Genomic DNA, 16927 nt, shown 5'->3' with positions numbered 1-16927 from the left:
CCTCCCTGAACTTTTTCACGATCGTCCGCTTGAGCTGAAATTTCGGCTTAGGTCGTCTCGCGCATCCGCGGTTCTTCTCGAACGATATTCGCTTGAGTCAATCTATCGATTTCAGCTTCTGTCAGTCCAGCCTCGCTAAGCAACTCCCTACTATGCTGCCCGAAGCGAGGCGGTGCCGCGCGAACCGCTCCGGGGGTACGCGACAAGCGTGCTGGCACGCCGGTGCCGCGGTAGGTGCCAACTGATACCACCATGCCGCGATGTCGGGTGTGTGGATGCTCCAACGCTTCATTCACATTCCGAACGACTCCGGCGGGAATCCCAGCTTTCAAAAGCACCGGCTCAAGTTTGAAGGCGTCATGTTGCACCAGGCACTCTGACAAGACCTCTGTCATCTCTGACCGATGCGCAAGACGCGCGGCATTGTCGGCAAATCGTGGATCGCAGGGCACCTCAGGTAGGCCAAGCACGTCACAGAGTTTTGCGAACTGACCATTGTTACCGATAGCCAGATAGAGTTTGCCATTACTTGTTTCGAACATGTCGTATGGTACGATATTTGGATGCCCATTGCCGGTCGCCATTGGTATCTGTCCGGACATGAGGGAATTAGCCGCTTGGGGATGCATCATGCTGATCGCGCAATCATATAGCGGCACTTCGATGGCTTGGCCCAATCCGGACCGGCCCCGTTCCAAAAGTGCGGCGAGAATAGCGTTACAGGCGATCAGACCGGTGCCGATGTCCACGATGGGCGTACCCATGCGTGTCGGGCCTTCGGAGGGATTGCCGTTGATGCTCATGAGGCCCGTCATAGCTTGTACCACGGCGTCATAGCCGGGAAAACCGCCAAGTGGGCCATCGGAACCAAATCCAGTCACGTGGCAGAGTACCAGTCTAGGAAAACGTGCCCTGAGAACATCATCATAACCAAGCCCCCATTTTTCAAGAGTACCAGACTTAAAATTGTGAACTAAAACATCCGCATCCTGAAGAAACCGCAAAATCAGGTCGCGCCCTTCCGGTTGCTGCAGATCGATAGCGATGGACCGCTTGTTGCGGTTGGCGCCAGAGAAATAGGCGCTGAGTTCATCATTGAAAGGCGGGCCCCAACTGCGGGTCTCGTCGCCCAGAGGCGGCTCCACCTTGATGACCTCAGCGCCATGATCCGCAAGCATTTGGGTGCAGTAAGGCCCGCCCAGCACGCGGCTGAGGTCGACCACCTTGATCCCGTCCAATGAGCCAGCCATCAAAGCGCCTCCTGATAGAGGCGCGACACATCTTCGGCTGTCATGTCGCGCGGGTTGGTCTCCAGCAATCGCGTGATACCGGTCACGACCTCATTAGCCATTCCGGGAATGGCTGCCTCGGTCACTCCGACACCAGAAAGTCGAGACTCAAGTCCGCTTTCGACTAGCATCCGTTCCATCTCGTCGATCAGGCCATAGGCCGCAGCCGCATCAGAGTTGAAAGGCCGCGAGGGCAGTAGTAACCGCGATAGACGAGCATATTCAGCTTCTGCAACGGGCATGTTGAACCTCATCACTGGTCCTGCGACCAGAGCGTTTGCGTGCCCGTGAGGAACTTTGAAACCTGTTCCCAGTGGGTATGACAAGGCATGAATCGCCCCCACGCTGGCATTAATGAAGGCCATCCCAGCCAGTGTCGCCCCCAACAGCATGGCCTCTCGCGCTGACAGGTCCGAAGGCGTTTCCATGACGATTGGTAAGTTCTGACCGAGAAGCACCAGCGCTTTGTCCGCCATTCCATCGGAAATGGGATTCTTTCTGGTGCGACTGGTTACTGCCTCAATGGCGTGAACCATTGCGTCTAACGCCGTGGCCGCTGTGATGTGACGAGGCATTCCCAATGTTAGCTTTGCATCTAGCAAGGCAACGTCAGGCAGAAGCTGCGGTGCATATACCGCTTTTTTTTCGTGGCTTTCCGAAGTCAGCACGGACACCCATGTTACCTCTGATCCGGTCCCTGCCGTGGTTGGCACCTGGATCAGTGGCAAGCGTTTATCGGTGACCTGATTGATCCCGATCATGTCCGTAATCGGTTGATCGTTGGCTACCGCCGCTGCGATGACCTTGGCCGTGTCCAGTGAACTGCCGCCGCCAAGTCCGATGATTCCGTCAGCACCAAAGGCCCGCGCGACCTCTACCGCGGCCTCGACGACAGCGATCGGGGGGTCCGCTTCGACTTTATGAAAAATCTCAACCTCGATGCCAGCAGCCCTAAGTGCGGCGGCTGCCTCGTCCGCAAAACCACAGGCCAATATGCCCGGGTCCGTCACGACCAGCGCACGGGTGCAAGACAAATCTTGCATCAGGCTGCCGATCCGGCCAAGCCCACCGCTCTCGCAGACGATCCTCGGGGTGGAAAGGAAATTGAAGTCCATAGTTTGTCTTCGCTCCTGTTAAGCTGCTGCAGTGCGGATCATATTCCGCGCGATCAGTATTTGCTGAATCTGGGTTGTCCCCTCGTAGATGCGGAAGAGACGCACATCGCGATAGAAGCGCTCGACCGCATATTCGGCCATGTATCCTGCACCGCCGTGGATTTGCACTGCGCGATCGGCCACTCGACCTACCATCTCACTGGCAAACATCTTGCAGCAGGCAGCATCAGTCGACACGTTCTGACCAGCGTCCTTGCGGCGTGCTGTTTCTTCGATCATGCAACGCGCTGCGAAGGCCTCGGCGCGACTGTCAGCCAGCATGGCTTGGATCAGTTGCTTTTCAGCGATGGGTTCACCGAATTGTTTGCGTTCCATCGCATAGGATAGGCTGTCACGGATCAGCCGTTCGGCGGCGCCCACACAGACGGCAGAAATATGCAGTCGGCCCCGATCAAGGACTTTCATTGCCGTTTTGAAGCCCTTGTTCAGACGGTCCGGCCCGCCGATGATGTTCGAGGCAGGCACGCGGACATTGTCAAGGATGACGTCGCATGTGTGCGAACCCTTCTGCCCCATCTTCCTGTCAGGCTGGCCAAGCGTTATGCCCGGCGTCCCTGCCTCGACGAGAAAAGCGCTTACGCCGGCAGAACCTTTCACCTCTGGACTGGTCCGGGCAAAAACCGTGAATAGATCGGCACGCGGCGCATTGGTAATGTAGCGCTTCGTGCCGTTCAGTAGGAAATCGTTTCCATCACGCCGCGCAGTGGTGCGCAGACCGCCAGCATCCGAACCAGCATCTGGCTCGGTTAGGGCGAAGGATGCGATCATATCTCCGGAGGCGAGAGCTGGTAGATACTTCGCCTTCTGCTCGTCGGTTCCATCGATGATGATTCCCTGCGAGCCGATCCCGTTGTTTGTGCCAACTAGCGACCGGAACGCAGGCGAAGCCTGGCCAAGAACGAAAGCGGCTTGCACTTCCTCTATCATCGACAAGCCAAGCCCGCCGAAATCCTCCGGGATCGACATGCCGAAAAGGCCCATCGTGCGGATTTCATCGACCAGCATAGGCGGAATCACATCTTCATCGGCGACGCGATCCTCGTAAGGGATTAGTCGCTCTTTCACGAAGCGGTCGAGCGCGTCGAGAAACTGGGAAAGGGTATCTGTATCAAGGGCCATTATGCTCTCTATTGTTCAGGGTGCGACCGCCGCAACGCGGCGGACAAGATCGACAAGGCGGTGCGCGACGTCGCTTTCGATCCAATCGCGCGTAAGGGTTTGCGAAGGACCGCCGCAGTTGAAGGCAATGATGGGTGAGCCGTCCGTCGGCACGAAGGGCACTGCTACTGCGTTCACATCACGCTTCCACTCCGTGAAGGACGTGCAATAACCGTACTGTTGGTAGTCTTCGATAGCTGCTTCGATTCCGGGCTGCACATTCGGCCAGTTGTCACCCTCATGTTCCTCCACAAGGGCCAGAATTCTGGCCTGCTCATCCGGGCCGTGTGCCGCTATGCAGGCGCGACCAACCGCGGTAGTGGCCAGTTTAATATGGGCACCAACCTCAATCGCCAGCGTGACGGCGTTGGTGCCCTTGCACCGCTCTAGATAGACCATCGATAGTCGGTCACGACTGGCCATGGCCACCGGCATACCTGTGTAATCTGCTAATTCCTGCATAAAGGGCTTTGCGAGTTGCCGCAGCGGAATCCCTGCAAGGCAGGAGAAACCCAGCGAAAGCACTGGAGGGGCCAGTCGATAGCGTGCTGTATCCGGATCGTAGCTGAGGTATTCCAGCTTGTTCAGTGTATAGGCCAGCCTTGAGACCGTCGATCTGCTCAGGCCAGTGCGCTCGGCCAACTCACCGTTCCCCAGAGCTTCCCCTTCCCGCCGAAAGGCCCGCAACAGCTCCAAGCCGCGCGCCAACGCCGTGACAAAATCGCGGTCCTGTCTCTCGGCGTCCTTGGTGCGGTCTTTCCTTGGTCTCACGACATCCCTCCTCGGGAAGAATTATGCGTCTTGAAACACATCTAAACGATCGATAACGTCCGCGTCAATACTGCGGTAAACTTTACCGCTATGCGGAAAACTAAGGTCGTCCATCTGGTCCCCTTCGTGCCGGATCCTGCGGATGACACAACTAAGCGAGGTCATAACGCCATGAAAGAAATGAATTATCCGACCATCCAGCACCTCATCGGACAGGACTGGATCGCTTCTCCCACGCCGGAGGATCGCGCAGTCATAAACCCTGCAAACGGGCAAACTATCGGACAGATTCCGCAGGCTAGCGCCGCAGATCTGGACCATGCGGTTCACTCCGCCGAATCAGCTTTTCGCCAATGGAAAAACAGCTCTCCCATGGAACGAAGTGCAATTTTGCGACGGTTTGCCGACCTGCTGCGCCAAAATGACAGACTGATCGCTGGCTGGATCACTCTCGATGAAGGCAAGCCTCAGGCTGAGGCCTTGGCTGAGGTCCGCGCCTCAGCTGACCACGTCGACTGGCACGCCGAGGAATGTCGGCGCATTTATGGGCGCATCATTCCATCGCGCAGCCCAGGGGTACAGCAGCTTGTCGTGCGCGAACCGATAGGCGTCTGCCTTGCAATCACGCCTTGGAATTTTCCGCTGAGCCAAGCGGTACGCAAGGTCGCGGCGGCGCTTGCGTCAGGTTGCACGATGATCTTGAAAGGCCCGGCAGAGGCTCCGGCGGGCTGCATGGCAATTGCGCGCTATCTGCTGGATGCAGGCTTGCCCGAAGGCTGTCTGAACCTTGTCTGGGGTAATGCGGCCTTCATTTCGGAAACTCTTATTGCGCGCCCCGAGGTGCGCAAGATCACCTTCACCGGTTCGGTCGAGGTGGGCAAGCATCTGGCAGAATTGGCTGGCCGCCATATGAAGCGGGCGACGATGGAACTCGGCGGTCACGCGCCCGTATTGGTGTTCGACGACACCGATGCCACGGCCGCGGCGCGCGCCTTGGCGGTCAACAAGCTGCGCAATGCAGGCCAGGTGTGCATCGCCCCAACCCGGTTTTACGTACAACAAGGCATCTACGATCGATTTCTGTCCGAACTAGTTTCAGCATTTGAGAGCGTAAAGGTGGGCGCTGGTTTAGCCGAAGGCACGCAGATGGGACCATTGTGTCATCGCGGACGCGTGAATGCGATGGAAAAGCTCGTCGAGGATGCCCGCGAAAACGGCGCACGGGTGTTGACGGGAGGCAAAAGGGTTGGGAATCATGGTAGCTTCTATGCCCCGACAGTCGTCGATACGCCCAACGACGACATCGACTTGATGCGCGAAGAACCCTTCGGCCCGATTGCTGTCGTCTCGTCTTTTCGTGAAATAGAGGACGGACTGTCGCGGGCCAACGGGCTACCCTTCGGGCTGGCGTCCTATGTCTTTACCAATTCGTTGGAGCGTGCAGATAAAGCAGCTGCGGGTTTGCAGGCAGGTATGGTAAGCATCAACCAGTTCGGCCTGGCTCTGCCCGAGACTCCGTTTGGCGGCGTAAGAGACAGCGGCTATGGGACTGAAGGCGGGACAGAAACCTTCGAAGGCTATCTCAATACCAAATTTATCTCGCGCAATCGAGCGCCAGTGCTGTGAGGATGCCCATGCCTATTGAATTAAGCTTCTCAAATGGCGCAGCAATTCTGACCATAGACAATTCGCCGCTTAACCTAATCAACGCGGAGGTTCGGGCTGGAATACAACACTGTATCTCCCAAGTCCTCGAAACTGGCGCTACCAGGCTGATTATCACCGGTGCAGGAACGACGTTCGTCGCGGGCGCGGATGCGAAGGAATTCGGACAGTTGCCTGTTGATCCACAACTAAATGACGTGCTGTTGCAACTTGCGCACCTTCCGATTCCGACTATCGCAGCCATCAACGGGGCTGCGCTTGGTGGGGGACTAGAGATTGCTCTGGCTTGCTGCTATCGCATCGCCTCAACTTCTGCCAAACTGGGCTTGCCAGAGGTAAACTTGGGGATCGTGCCTGGCGCAGGGGGAACCCAAAGACTGCCGCGACTTATCGGTATTGAAGCTGCGCTTGACATGATTGTCACCGGGAAGGCTGTTTCCGCCGAGCAGGCACTGAAAATGGGACTGATCCAGCTGCTAGCCGATGACCCGCTTGGCGCGGCCATAGCTCTCGATGACGATGTACTTGAGGCGGCACAGGCACCCGACAATCTTCCTTCACCAAAGCCAAACCACGTCGCAGCGGAAGTCGCCCGAGCGCATGTAGCGCGGCGTATGCCTGGCCAGAATGCCCCGCATGTTGCGGTGGACCTGGTCGCGGCCAGCGCGATGACGCCGCTGCACGACGCACTGGCCAGCGAGCGCGCTGCGTTTTTGGACCTTCGTGCCTCGGATCAGGCGCGGGCCCTTAGGCACGTTTTCTTCACCGAGCGTACCGCAACCAACAAGGGGCGCACCTACCCCCGACCTTCCCGAGATGCTGAAACCGCCATCGTGGTCGGTGGTGGCAATATGGGAGCAGCTATTGCGTACACGCTAGCGACCGCAGGGATCTCGGTGACTGTCGTCGAACGCAGTGCCTCGTCCGCAGAGTGGGCCAGAGAAAACCTGCAAAAGCTGATTGATCAGGGTATCAGTCGCGGCATTCTGTCCCCCGATGCGGGAAAGGCGGTTGAGGACCGGCTGGTTACGGTCTCAGGCTATGACGCTCTGCCACCAACCGATCTAGCAATCGAGGCGGCCTTCGAGGATTTTGCGGTCAAGAGCGCGATCTTGACCGAACTCGAAGGTGCTCTGCCGCCCGAGACGATTATTGCCACAAACACATCCTATCTCGATGTAAATCGGCTTTCTGATGGGTTGAAGCACCCAGCACGCTTTGTAGGGATTCATTTCTTCAGTCCTGCGCATATTATGAAGCTTCTGGAAGTCGTCAGGAGCGACCGAACGTCAGACGATACATTAGGTGCAGCATTTGTGCTGGCGCGCAGGCTTGGTAAAATCCCGGTACTGTCTGGTGTTTGCGATGGCTTCATCGGAAACCGAATTTTGTCTAGCTACCGTCACGCCGCTAATCGCCTTCTGGTGAAGGGGGCTATTGTCGACGAGATCGACGCGGCTATGCGCGGATTCGGTATGGCGATGGGTCCATATGCTGCACAGGACATGTCGGGGCTGGACATCGCCTACGCGAATATCCGTCGCAAGGCCGCTGCAGAAGGGAACTGCTGTGGTCACGTGCCCTTGGTCGAGCGGCTGGTCGAAAAGCACAAACGCCTAGGACGCAAATCGGGCGCCGGATGGTACGACTATGGGCCGGACGGCAAACCCTCACCTTCGGAGCTGGTCGCTAGCGAAATACTCCGTGTCTCAGAAGAAATGAACTTCACTCGCCGGGAGTTCTCAGCTGACGAAATCGTAGAAAGGCTCTTGCTCGCAATGGTGGCGGAAGCCTGCGATATCCTTGACGAAGGCGTCGCAGAAAAACCGCAAGACATCGACCTAGTAATGATTCACGGCTACGGATTTCCCCGCTGGCGGGGAGGCCTGATGCACCACGCCAAAAATATCGGCAAGGATCGGTTGGCCGCGCTCTTTAGCGCGCTTGTCAGAGAGGATCCTTGCGACTGGAGGGTGCCTCGTAATTTAGAAAGGGTTTTCGCGACCTGACGGTCAAAGTCCCGCGCCATAAGGCGCTGCCCCAGCAACTTAACACAGTGCATCTTCGTCTCGACGCGGCTTAGGCGGTGATGGTCTTCCAAGACTTTGCGTTCTTACCTGGTGGGATAACGGCGTGGACGCCACGGTCCGCAATCGCGTCCTGGCATTTTCGTGTGTCATACGCACCGTCAGCCGTGACACTGCTGGTCTGCCGGGATCTGTTCAAGAAGGTTGGGTAACACTGGAGCGTCACCGATGTGGCTCCCGGTGATCTGAACAGCGCGCACTTCCAACGTTTGCTCGTCGATCCCGAGGTGGATCTTGCGCCAGACCCGTCGCTTGGGGCCGCCATGCTTGCGGGCATGCCACTCACCTTCAAGCTTGATCCCCGTGCTGTCCACCAACAAGTGCAACGGCCCTTTGGAGCCGCGATACGGGATGTTCACGGCCAGGGTCTTCTGGCGCCGGGACAGGGTGCTGAAGTCGAGCACCGTCCAGTCGAGACCGATCAGCCGCAACAGGCTCTCGACGAACCCGGTCGCCTGTCGCAAGGCCATGCCGAACAGGACCTTCATCGAAAGACAGGTCTGGGTCGCGGCGTCGCTGTAACTCTTCTGCCTGTCGGCACGGCCTCCCAGCTCATCTCGGGGTCAAACCAGATCGTCAGCGAGCCACGGCGCTTGAGCGCTTCGTTATAAGCGGGCCAGTTCATGGTCTTGTATGTCGGGGTTGTCGGTCTGCTCATGCACCTCAGCTACCACGCTGGATTCATAAGATGAGTCCGACACGGGATTTGTGCATGCATGCCCCCATTGGTGCAAGTGATTTTTTGAACGGCGCGAGCGTGTGATCGGGTGCGGTCATGTATCAGGCCTCTGTGTGCGGCGCTGATGTAACCGCGGGCCGGTATGGCGATGCGCGGACCAGAGGCATATCAACAAACCGAGCTCGGTGGCTCCTGCACAAATGCTGCTTTCTCTGACCCGGATCTGATCGATCCTTTGCCCTTACTTTTCAGTGACCTCCTCACACTCCCAACTTACCGGGACGTCGTGGCATGCCGTCTTCGCTATGCCATCGCCGCCACCGGATTCCGGTAATCCTCTTGTTTCATTATGATGGCCCAGAGGCCACGCGCCATCTTGTTGGCCAGCGCAATCGCGGCGACCCATGCGCGGCTTGCGGGTTAGTAGGCGTTTCAGCCAGCCATTATTCGGTGTGTCAAACCGCTCGACAGCCTGGAGGACAGCCATAGCGCCAGAGACCAAGAGTGTCCGGAGTCGCGCTGTCGCATCTTCGAGGTCTTCCCGAGCCGGGCTTTGCCGCCCGTCGAGTGCTGCTTCGGCACAAGCCCAAGCCAGGCGGCAAAATCGCACCCGCGCCGGAAGGTGGCCAGGTCACGGGCAAATGTCTCGATCGCAAGCGCCGTGACAGGAACCACGCCCGGCATGGTTTGTGTTCGGCGCACCAAGTCGGCTTTCTTGGCGGCACATCGCATCTTCGCGTCAAGCTCTGCAACACGCGTATTCAGCCCCTCAATCTGCCCCAGATACATCCGGCCGAGGTCACGAACCTCAGCATGCAGCGCGGTGTCATCACCTGCGATTGCGTCCGCGAGTCGCTTGAGATGGGCAGGCCCGCGGGCCGCGACCAATCCGTGTTCGGCGAGGTGGCCGCGTAAAGCGTTGATCATCTGGGGGCGCTGGCCGACAAACATCTGCCGCGTGCGAAACAGCATGGCACGGGCCTGCTGATCTTCCGTCTTCACTGCGAAAAAGCGCATGGTTGGACGCAATGCAGCCTCCAAGATGGCCTCTGCATCGGTCGCATCATTCTTCTGGCGTTTGACGAACGGCTTCACATAGACCGGCGGTATCAACCGCACGTCGCACCCCAGCTTCTCAAATTCGCGGCCCCAGCCATGCGCCGTGGCCACGCCTCCATGGCGATCATGCATTTGGGTTGCTGTGCCACGAACGCGAGAAACTGGCCTCGTGAAAGCTTTTTGCGAAACGCGACTGACCCATCATTGTACGCACCATGCAACTGGATAACGCGCTTTGCCAAGTCGACACCGATAATTTTAATTTCGGACATAGATGCTCCTTCCTTCTGTGATGGCTTTTAACGCTCATCATAGTGGCACATTGCGATGCCGTCGGGAGGGGGTATCCACGCCATCAACAGAGCCTAGTAACGGGCATATCTGCCTCACGACAGGCTGAGCACGATCATACTATTTCCAAAGCAGGATTGTTCAATACATGGCGCATTTTTCGCCCTTACTCTGAGATAATTGGCGTATGCCGTTGACCGTTTGACGTCTTCGAGATTGGCGACGTCAGTTGGTGGCTTTGCCAAATGTTATGCTTGGGAGGATAAACATGGAAATCAGTAGAGAAGCCGATACGCTGCGGGCGCTTTATCAGAATTGGACCGATCAGATGGTCGAGAACCCAGACCTGACGATCGCGAACCTGCGCAGCATGTTCGATGAATGGGGGCAGCCCGCACTAGAGCCGGAAAACGTTAGCTACAAAAGCGATCATGTCGGAGGAGTTGAGGCTATCTGGGCCCTACCAGCCGGGGCAGATACCTCGCGTGTAATTGTTTACACTCATGGTGGCGGCTTTGCCGTCGGCTCAGCCGATAGTCATCGAAAAATGGCAGGGCACCTCGCTAAGGTGCTTGGGGTTACGTCGGTGATCCTGCACTATCGGCGCGCACCCGAGCACCCATTTCCGGCGCAGATCGAAGATGCAGTAGCCGCATACAAAGCGCTGCTGGATAAGGGTTTCAAGGCAAGAAATATTCTGACGGCTGGCGACAGTGCTGGCGGCAATCTTGCCATCGCCAGCGTGCTGAAGTTACGCGAACTTGGGTTGCCACTGCCCGGAGCGGTCATCGCCTATTCGCCCTGGCTCGACATGGCGATGCGCGGGGAAACACTGGAAACCAACGCGGAAACCGATGCGCTAGTCGGCAAACCGATCCTCGAAGCGATGGCGGGGATGTTCCTCGGTGAAGGCACGGATCCGCTTAATCCGTTGGCCAACCCGCTGGAGAACGATTTCACCGGTTACCCGCCGCTTTATATCAATGCCGGAGGGGCTGAGACGCTTAGGAGCGATGCCGAGCGGTTGCACGAAAAGGCCAAGGCACAGGGCGTAAATGTGACCCTGTCTATCGTCGAAGGCATGCAGCATGTCTTTCCCGCGCTTTCGGGACGCGCGCCCGAGGCGAACGAGGAACTTGGTCGCATCGCCGCATGGTATCAGGCCCTCTGACACCTGTACTCGCACTGCATTGCGGTGCGGTGCGGTGCGGTGCGAGAGAAACCCCTACGACACATTCATCTGCCATCTCACCCGCAAACTGCGGGGCGGAGCAGTCTTACTCTGGGAGGAGTGACATGAACATTCAGACTGAGATTACTAAAACATCCGGAGCGGATTACGACGCAGTCGTCATTGGCGCGGGCTTCGGCGGGCTTTACGCCGTCCACAAACTTCGCAACGAGCAGGGACTGAACGTCCGGGGCTATGACAGCGCCAGTGACGTTGGCGGCACCTGGTGGTGGAACCGATATCCCGGTGCGCTGTCGGACACGGAAAGCTATGTCTACCGCTATTCTTTTGACAAAGAGTTGCTTCAAAAAGGCCGCTGGAAAACGCGGTATCTGACCCAGCCCGAGATCCTCGAATACATGAACGAGGTGGCGGATCATCTCGATCTCCGACGCAGCTACAAGTTCGACACCAAGGTGGACGGCGCGCACTATAATGAAAAAACCGGTCTCTGGAACGTGATCACTGATAGTGGTGAGACAGTTACCGCCAAATACCTTGTCACTGGCCTCGGTCTCTTGTCCGCAACGAATGTTCCAAAATTCAAGGGCATCGATGATTTCAAAGGCCGTATCTTACACACAGGTGCCTGGCCCGAGGGAGTGGACTTGAGCAACAAACGCGTGGGCATTATCGGCACCGGCTCGACGGGTGTTCAGGTTATCACTGCAACGGCACCAATTGCAAAACACCTGACTGTTTTTCAGCGCTCTGCACAATATGTCGTGCCGATTGGGAACACCCCGCAAGACGATGCTACCATCGCCGAGCAAAAGGCGAACTACGATAATATCTGGAATCAAGTGAAGAATTCTGTTGTGGCCTTCGGCTTCGAAGAAAGCGCCGAACCCGCCGAAACCGCCTCGCCCGAGGAACGGGAGCGGGTCTTCGAAGCCGCCTGGCAGCGCGGCGGTGGTTTCTATTTCATGTTTGGCACCTTTTGCGATATTGCGACCAGCCAAGTGGCCAATGATGCGGCCGCTGACTTCATCAAGGGCAAAATCAAGAAAATCGTGAAGGACCCCAAGGTCGCAGAGAAACTGACGCCGAAGGACCTTTACGCCAAGCGCCCGCTTTGCGGAAACAACTATTACGAGGTCTACAACCGAGACAACGTGACCCTCGCCGACGTGAAGGCCGATCCGATCGCAGAGTTCACTCCGAACGGCATTCGTCTCGAAAGCGGCGAGGAGCATGAGCTTGACATCGTAATCTTTGCCACTGGTTTCGATGCGGTCGACGGCAATTACGTCAAAATGGACCTCCGCGGACGCGGAGGCGTGACCATGCGCGACACTTGGAAGGAAGGCCCACTCGGTTACCTCGGCATGATGGAGGTAGACTTCCCTAACTTCTTCATGATCCTTGGCCCTAATGGCCCCTTCACTAACCTGCCCCCCAGCATTGAGACGCAAGTTGAATGGATCGCTGACACGATTTGCGCAATGGAAAAAGAGGGGGTTCAAAGTGTGGAGCCAACCGTGGAAGCGCGCGATGCTTGGGTTCGCACCTGTCGTGAAATCGCCGACATGACACTCTTCCCCAAAGCTGAAAGCTGGATCTTCGGCGCAAATATCCCCGGAAAGAAGAATGCAGTAATGTTCTACATGGCCGGGATTGGCAATTACCGAAATGCCATTAATGCAGTGAAGGAGGAAGGTTATACATCCCTGATCCGCAACCGCACTGCCGAGAAGGTGTAAAGAATTCCGCCGGGCATCAAGAATCCCCGGCGGAACCAATTAAATTTGTTCATGAAAACTAGGGAGAGAGATTTGGGAAGGGTATTCGGAAAAGTCGCACTGGTAACAGGTGGAGCGATGGGCATGGGAAAAGCCCATTGTGAAACGCTGGCACGTGAAGGTGCGCATGTATTTGTAACCGACCGTGACACGGAAGCGGCTGAAAGCGTAGTGAAAGGTATCATTGAAGCCGGAGGGAAGGCGGAATTCATTCAACATGACGTGACGCTTGAAGAAGATTGGAAGAATGTCATCTCTACGGTGCAATCAAGTGCTGGTCGGCTTGATGTGCTAGTGAACAACGCTGGCATTCTCATTCTTAAGCCGCTCCACGAAACCTCGCCTGACGAATTTGACATGACGTTCAACGTCAATGTACGCGGTATTTATCTCGGCATCCGAGCCGCGGTTCCATTGATGAAAGAGGCCGAAAAGGCATCTATTATCAATATTTCTTCAATCTATGGGATTGTTGGAGCCGCTTCGGCGGGAGCCTACATTGGATCCAAAGGCGCCGTACGGATGTTGACGAAATCCTGCGCAGTCGACCTGGCTGAAAGTGGCATACGCGTGAATTCGATCCATCCCGGTGTCATCGATACTCCCATGACAAAAGATCTGCTACACGCCGACGAAGTTACCCGGCAGGCAATTCTGGGGGCGACGCTGCTCAAGCGACCAAGCAAACCTGAAGAGGTTTCGAATGCGGTCCTGTTCCTCGCATCGGATGAGTCATCGTTCGTTCACGGAGCAGAGATTGTAGTAGATGGCGGTTATACTGCGAATTGACAGGGACCCATCCCGAGTAACGGCTCGGAATCCGGGCCGTTACCACCATTGCAAATTTTGAAAACGATAAAAGCCAATGAAAATAATTGCTCCTATAAAACGCCTAATTGACCACAACGTGAAGGTTCGCGTTAAGGCGGACGGGAGCGGAGTTGATCTCGCGAATGTGAAGATGTCGATGAACCCGTTCGACGAGATTGCGGTCGAAGAGGCGATCCGGCTGAAGGAAGCGGGCAAGGCGGACGAGGTTGTCGTCGTCTCGATCGGCGTGAAGCAGGCGCAGGAAACGCTGCGCACGGCGCTGGCGATGGGCGCGGACCGGGCGATCCTGGTTGTGGCCGCCGATGACGTGCACCAGGACATCGAGCCGCTGGCGGTGGCCAAGATCCTGAAGGCCGTGATCGACGCCGAGGCGCCGGGCCTGGTGATCGCGGGCAAGCAGGCGATCGACAATGACATGAACGCCACCGGCCAGATGCTGGCGGCGCTGCTGGGCTGGGGCCAGGCGACCTATGCCTCCGAGGTCGGGATCGAAGGCGATCATGCCGTCGTGACCCGCGAAGTGGATGGCGGGTTGCAGACGATCAAGGTCAAGCTGCCGGCGATCGTCACCGCCGATTTGCGCCTGAACGAGCCGCGCTATGCCTCGCTGCCCAACATCATGAAGGCCAAGAAGAAGCCGCTGGATGAGAAGACCGCCGCCGATTACGGCGTCGATGTCACCCCGCGCCTGGAGATTGTGAAAACCGCCGAGCCCGCCGCACGGTCGGCAGGCGAGATGGTCGGCTCGGTCGACGAGCTGGTGTCGAAACTGAAAGAAAAGGGGATCGTGTAATGGCTGTTCTTCTCCTTGCAGAAATCGCCGGTGGCGCGCTGGCGCTGGACGCCACCGCCAAGGCGGTGACCGCTGCCAAATCGCTGGGCGATGTGACCGTTCTGGTTGCGGGCCCTGCTGCTGCGGGTCAGGCCGCGTCGCAGATCGACGGCGTGGCGAAGGTTGTGGTCGCGGATGACGCGGCCTACGCCAACGGCCTGGCCGAGCCGGTCGCCGATCTGGTGGTCAGCCTGGCAGGCAATTATGAACATATCGTTGCTCCCTCCACGGCAAGCGCGAAAAACATCCTGCCGCGCGTTGCGGCGCTGCTGGATGTGATGGTTCTGTCGGACGTGACGGCCATCCTGGACGGGTCCACGTTCGAGCGCCCGATCTACGCGGGCAACGCGATGCAGACGGTAAAGTCCAACGATTCCAAGAAGTTACTGACCGTCCGCACCACCGCCTTCGACGCGGCTGGCCAGGGTGGCTCGGCCGCCGTCGAGGCCATCGCAGCAGCCGGCAACGCGGGCCTGAGCGCCTGGGTCGAGGACAAGGTCGCGGCGTCGGATCGTCCGGAACTGACCTCGGCCAAGGTCGTGGTCTCGGGCGGGCGCGGCGTCGGTTCCGAGGAAAATTTCGCGATTATTGAAGCACTTGCGGACAAACTGGGTGCTGCCGTCGGCGCCTCGCGCGCGGCGGTGGATAGCGGGTTCGCACCGAACGACTGGCAGGTCGGCCAGACCGGCAAGGTCGTGGCGCCCGAGCTGTACATCGCGGTCGGGATTTCCGGGGCAATTCAACACCTTGCAGGCATGAAGGACAGCAAGGTCATCGTCGCCATCAACAAGGATGAAGAGGCCCAGATCTTCCAGGTCGCCGACTACGGCCTGGTCGCAGACCTGCTCGACGCCGTCCCGGATATGACAAAGGCACTCTAAGAATGACAAACGTCTACATCTGCGATTACATCCGCACACCAATTGGTCGCTATGGCGGCGCGCTTTCTTCTGTGCGAGCCGACGATCTTGGTGCAATCCCACTCAGGGCCCTGGCCAGCCGAAACCCGAAGCTAGATCTAGCGGCCATTGACGAAGTGATTTTCGGCTGCGCCAACCAGGCGGGCGAGGACAACCGCAACGTCGCACGCATGTCGCTGCTACTCGCGGGATTTCCGGATTGTGTCCCTGGCACGACGATGAACCGGTTGTGCGGATCGGGTATGGACGCCGTAATCACAGCCGCCCGCGCGATCAAAGCTGGAGAAGCCGATCTCATTGTTGCTGGCGGTGTGGAAAGCATGTCTCGTGCTCCGTTTGTGATGCCAAAAGCTACAACTGCATTCTCGCGCGAGAATAGTGTGGAAGACACCACCATCGGCTGGCGCTTCGTCAATAGACTGATGAAGAGCCAATACGGCGTCGACAGTATGCCTGAAACGGCCGAAAACGTGGCTGAAGTCTTCGGCATCAACCGCGCCGACCAAGATGCTTTCGCCCTACATTCCCAGCAAAAGGCGAGCGTTGCTATGGCGAACGGTCGTTTGGCCCGTGAAATTGTCCCGGTAGAGATTCCTCAGCGAAAGGGGGAGCCAAAGATCGTCGTACAGGATGAACACCCTCGCGCGAGTACGACTTTGGAAGCGCTCGCCCAACTGAAAACTTTCGTAAAAGCGGATGGCACGGTAACCGCAGGGAATTCTTCAGGCGTGAACGATGGTGCCGCAGCATTGATCCTTGCCACCAGCGACGTCGCAAAAAAATTTGGCCTCACGCCGGTCGCAAGGGTCTTGGGCGGCGCAACCGCCGGCGTTGCACCGCGCATCATGGGTTTCGGGCCGGCACCGGCGTCGAAAAAGCTGATGGCGCGACTTGGACTGAAACAAGAAGACTTCTCGGTGATCGAACTTAACGAAGCCTTTGCTTCGCAGGGTCTGGCCACACTACGGCACCTGGGGATCGCGGATGATGATGCCCGCGTGAACCCAAACGGCGGCGCTATTGCTCTCGGCCATCCGCTTGGCATGTCGGGTGCCCGCATCACCGGCTCAGCGATGCTGGACCTCAAACCTGGAGAAAAGTCGTTGTCGACCATGTGTATTGGCGTGGGACAGGGAATTGCAATCGCACTCGAAGCTGTCTGAGGTGCCGTGACAGCCTAAAAATTACCATAATCAT

Annotated in this window: 12 protein-coding genes and 2 pseudogenes; 8 read left to right on the top strand and 6 right to left on the bottom strand. The window is 57.6% G+C overall.

The annotated features are described in order from the left end of the window. Positions 1-47: 47 nt before the first annotated feature. Genes CVM52_RS04780 through CVM52_RS04765 form a run of 4 tightly spaced genes read right to left on the bottom strand, consistent with a single transcriptional unit; the run spans position 48 to position 4393 of the window. Positions 48-1250 carry a CaiB/BaiF CoA transferase family protein gene (locus CVM52_RS04780; RefSeq protein WP_088672647.1) on the bottom strand — a complete coding sequence of 401 codons (1203 nt, stop codon included), beginning with the start codon at positions 1248-1250 and terminating at the stop codon, positions 48-50. After that, the gene (locus tag CVM52_RS04775) at positions 1250-2404 is read right to left on the bottom strand and encodes an iron-containing alcohol dehydrogenase (protein ID WP_017467063.1); all 1155 of its coding nucleotides are present in this window, start codon (positions 2402-2404) and stop codon (positions 1250-1252) included. Before CVM52_RS04775 ends, CVM52_RS04780 begins: the two co-directional genes overlap by 1 nt. 18 nt (positions 2405-2422) lie before the next feature. Continuing rightward, positions 2423-3583 (bottom strand): acyl-CoA dehydrogenase family protein, encoded by a 1161-nt coding sequence (locus tag CVM52_RS04770; protein WP_017467064.1) that lies wholly within the window; start codon positions 3581-3583, stop codon positions 2423-2425. A 15-nt stretch (positions 3584-3598) separates the two neighbouring features. Then, positions 3599-4393: an IclR family transcriptional regulator gene (locus tag CVM52_RS04765; RefSeq protein WP_017467065.1), complete on the bottom strand. Its 795-nt coding sequence runs from the start codon at positions 4391-4393 to the stop codon at positions 3599-3601. A 171-nt stretch (positions 4394-4564) separates the two neighbouring features. Between CVM52_RS04765 and CVM52_RS04760 the strand changes: the two genes are divergently transcribed. Together CVM52_RS04760 and CVM52_RS04755 are read left to right on the top strand one after the other, a co-directional pair. Next, positions 4565-6019, top strand: a complete 1455-nt coding sequence (locus tag CVM52_RS04760) for an NAD-dependent succinate-semialdehyde dehydrogenase (protein WP_232786403.1) — start codon at positions 4565-4567, stop codon at positions 6017-6019. An 8-nt stretch (positions 6020-6027) separates the two neighbouring features. Then, positions 6028-8067, top strand: coding sequence for an FAD-dependent oxidoreductase (locus CVM52_RS04755; protein WP_232786402.1), 2040 nt, complete (start codon positions 6028-6030; stop codon positions 8065-8067). Here CVM52_RS04755 and CVM52_RS04750 read toward each other — a convergent pair. Both CVM52_RS04750 and CVM52_RS04745 read right to left on the bottom strand, forming a co-directional pair. Continuing rightward, a pseudogene (locus tag CVM52_RS04750) lies at positions 8055-8803 on the bottom strand (IS5 family transposase); the annotation flags it as partial. The gene CVM52_RS04755 and the pseudogene CVM52_RS04750 sit on opposite strands and share 13 nt — an antisense overlap. Before the next feature lie 324 nt (positions 8804-9127). Next, a pseudogene (locus tag CVM52_RS04745) lies at positions 9128-10155 on the bottom strand (IS110 family RNA-guided transposase). 287 nt (positions 10156-10442) lie between these two features. Between CVM52_RS04745 and CVM52_RS04740 the strand changes: the two are divergent. The 6 genes from CVM52_RS04740 to pcaF all read left to right on the top strand — a co-directional run bounded on the left by CVM52_RS04740 (position 10443) and on the right by pcaF (position 16893). Then, on the top strand, positions 10443-11345 hold the full coding sequence (locus CVM52_RS04740; protein ID WP_071974447.1) for an alpha/beta hydrolase: 903 nt from the start codon (positions 10443-10445) through the stop codon (positions 11343-11345). A gap of 125 nt (positions 11346-11470) precedes the next feature. Continuing rightward, positions 11471-13108 (top strand): flavin-containing monooxygenase, encoded by a 1638-nt coding sequence (locus CVM52_RS04735; RefSeq protein ID WP_071974431.1) that lies wholly within the window; start codon positions 11471-11473, stop codon positions 13106-13108. A gap of 72 nt (positions 13109-13180) precedes the next feature. Next, the gene (locus CVM52_RS04730; protein ID WP_037954867.1) at positions 13181-13936 is read left to right on the top strand and encodes an SDR family NAD(P)-dependent oxidoreductase; all 756 of its coding nucleotides are present in this window, start codon (positions 13181-13183) and stop codon (positions 13934-13936) included. A gap of 76 nt (positions 13937-14012) precedes the next feature. Next, a complete protein-coding gene (locus CVM52_RS04725; RefSeq protein ID WP_009827023.1) occupies positions 14013-14771 on the top strand; it encodes an electron transfer flavoprotein subunit beta/FixA family protein in 759 nt (252 codons plus the stop codon). Continuing rightward, complete coding sequence (locus CVM52_RS04720; RefSeq protein ID WP_071974432.1) at positions 14771-15691, top strand: FAD-binding protein; 921 nt, start codon at positions 14771-14773, stop codon at positions 15689-15691. Before CVM52_RS04725 ends, CVM52_RS04720 begins: the two co-directional genes overlap by 1 nt. A 2-nt stretch (positions 15692-15693) precedes the next feature. Further along, positions 15694-16893 (top strand): 3-oxoadipyl-CoA thiolase, encoded by a 1200-nt coding sequence (gene pcaF / locus CVM52_RS04715; RefSeq protein ID WP_071974433.1) that lies wholly within the window; start codon positions 15694-15696, stop codon positions 16891-16893. The last annotated feature ends 34 nt before the right edge of the window (positions 16894-16927 follow it).

Origin of the sequence: Pseudooceanicola lipolyticus, assembly GCF_002786325.1 — a bacterium.
Taxonomy (GTDB): domain Bacteria; phylum Pseudomonadota; class Alphaproteobacteria; order Rhodobacterales; family Rhodobacteraceae; genus Pseudooceanicola_C; species Pseudooceanicola_C lipolyticus.
Note: the sequence above shows the minus strand (reverse complement) of the source record. Positions and strands in the feature narration are given on the sequence as shown.

Coding starts and splice junctions, on each gene's coding strand:
- CVM52_RS04780 (WP_088672647.1), bottom strand. CDS start 1,250: ATGGCTGGCTCATTGGACGGGATCAAGGTGGTCGACCTCAGCCGCGTG.
- CVM52_RS04775 (WP_017467063.1), bottom strand. CDS start 2,404: ATGGACTTCAATTTCCTTTCCACCCCGAGGATCGTCTGCGAGAGCGGT.
- CVM52_RS04770 (WP_017467064.1), bottom strand. CDS start 3,583: ATGGCCCTTGATACAGATACCCTTTCCCAGTTTCTCGACGCGCTCGAC.
- CVM52_RS04760 (WP_232786403.1), top strand. CDS start 4,565: ATGAAAGAAATGAATTATCCGACCATCCAGCACCTCATCGGACAGGAC.
- CVM52_RS04755 (WP_232786402.1), top strand. CDS start 6,028: ATGCCTATTGAATTAAGCTTCTCAAATGGCGCAGCAATTCTGACCATA.
- CVM52_RS04740 (WP_071974447.1), top strand. CDS start 10,443: ATGGAAATCAGTAGAGAAGCCGATACGCTGCGGGCGCTTTATCAGAAT.
- CVM52_RS04735 (WP_071974431.1), top strand. CDS start 11,471: ATGAACATTCAGACTGAGATTACTAAAACATCCGGAGCGGATTACGAC.
- CVM52_RS04725 (WP_009827023.1), top strand. CDS start 14,013: ATGAAAATAATTGCTCCTATAAAACGCCTAATTGACCACAACGTGAAG.
- CVM52_RS04720 (WP_071974432.1), top strand. CDS start 14,771: ATGGCTGTTCTTCTCCTTGCAGAAATCGCCGGTGGCGCGCTGGCGCTG.
- pcaF (WP_071974433.1), top strand. CDS start 15,694: ATGACAAACGTCTACATCTGCGATTACATCCGCACACCAATTGGTCGC.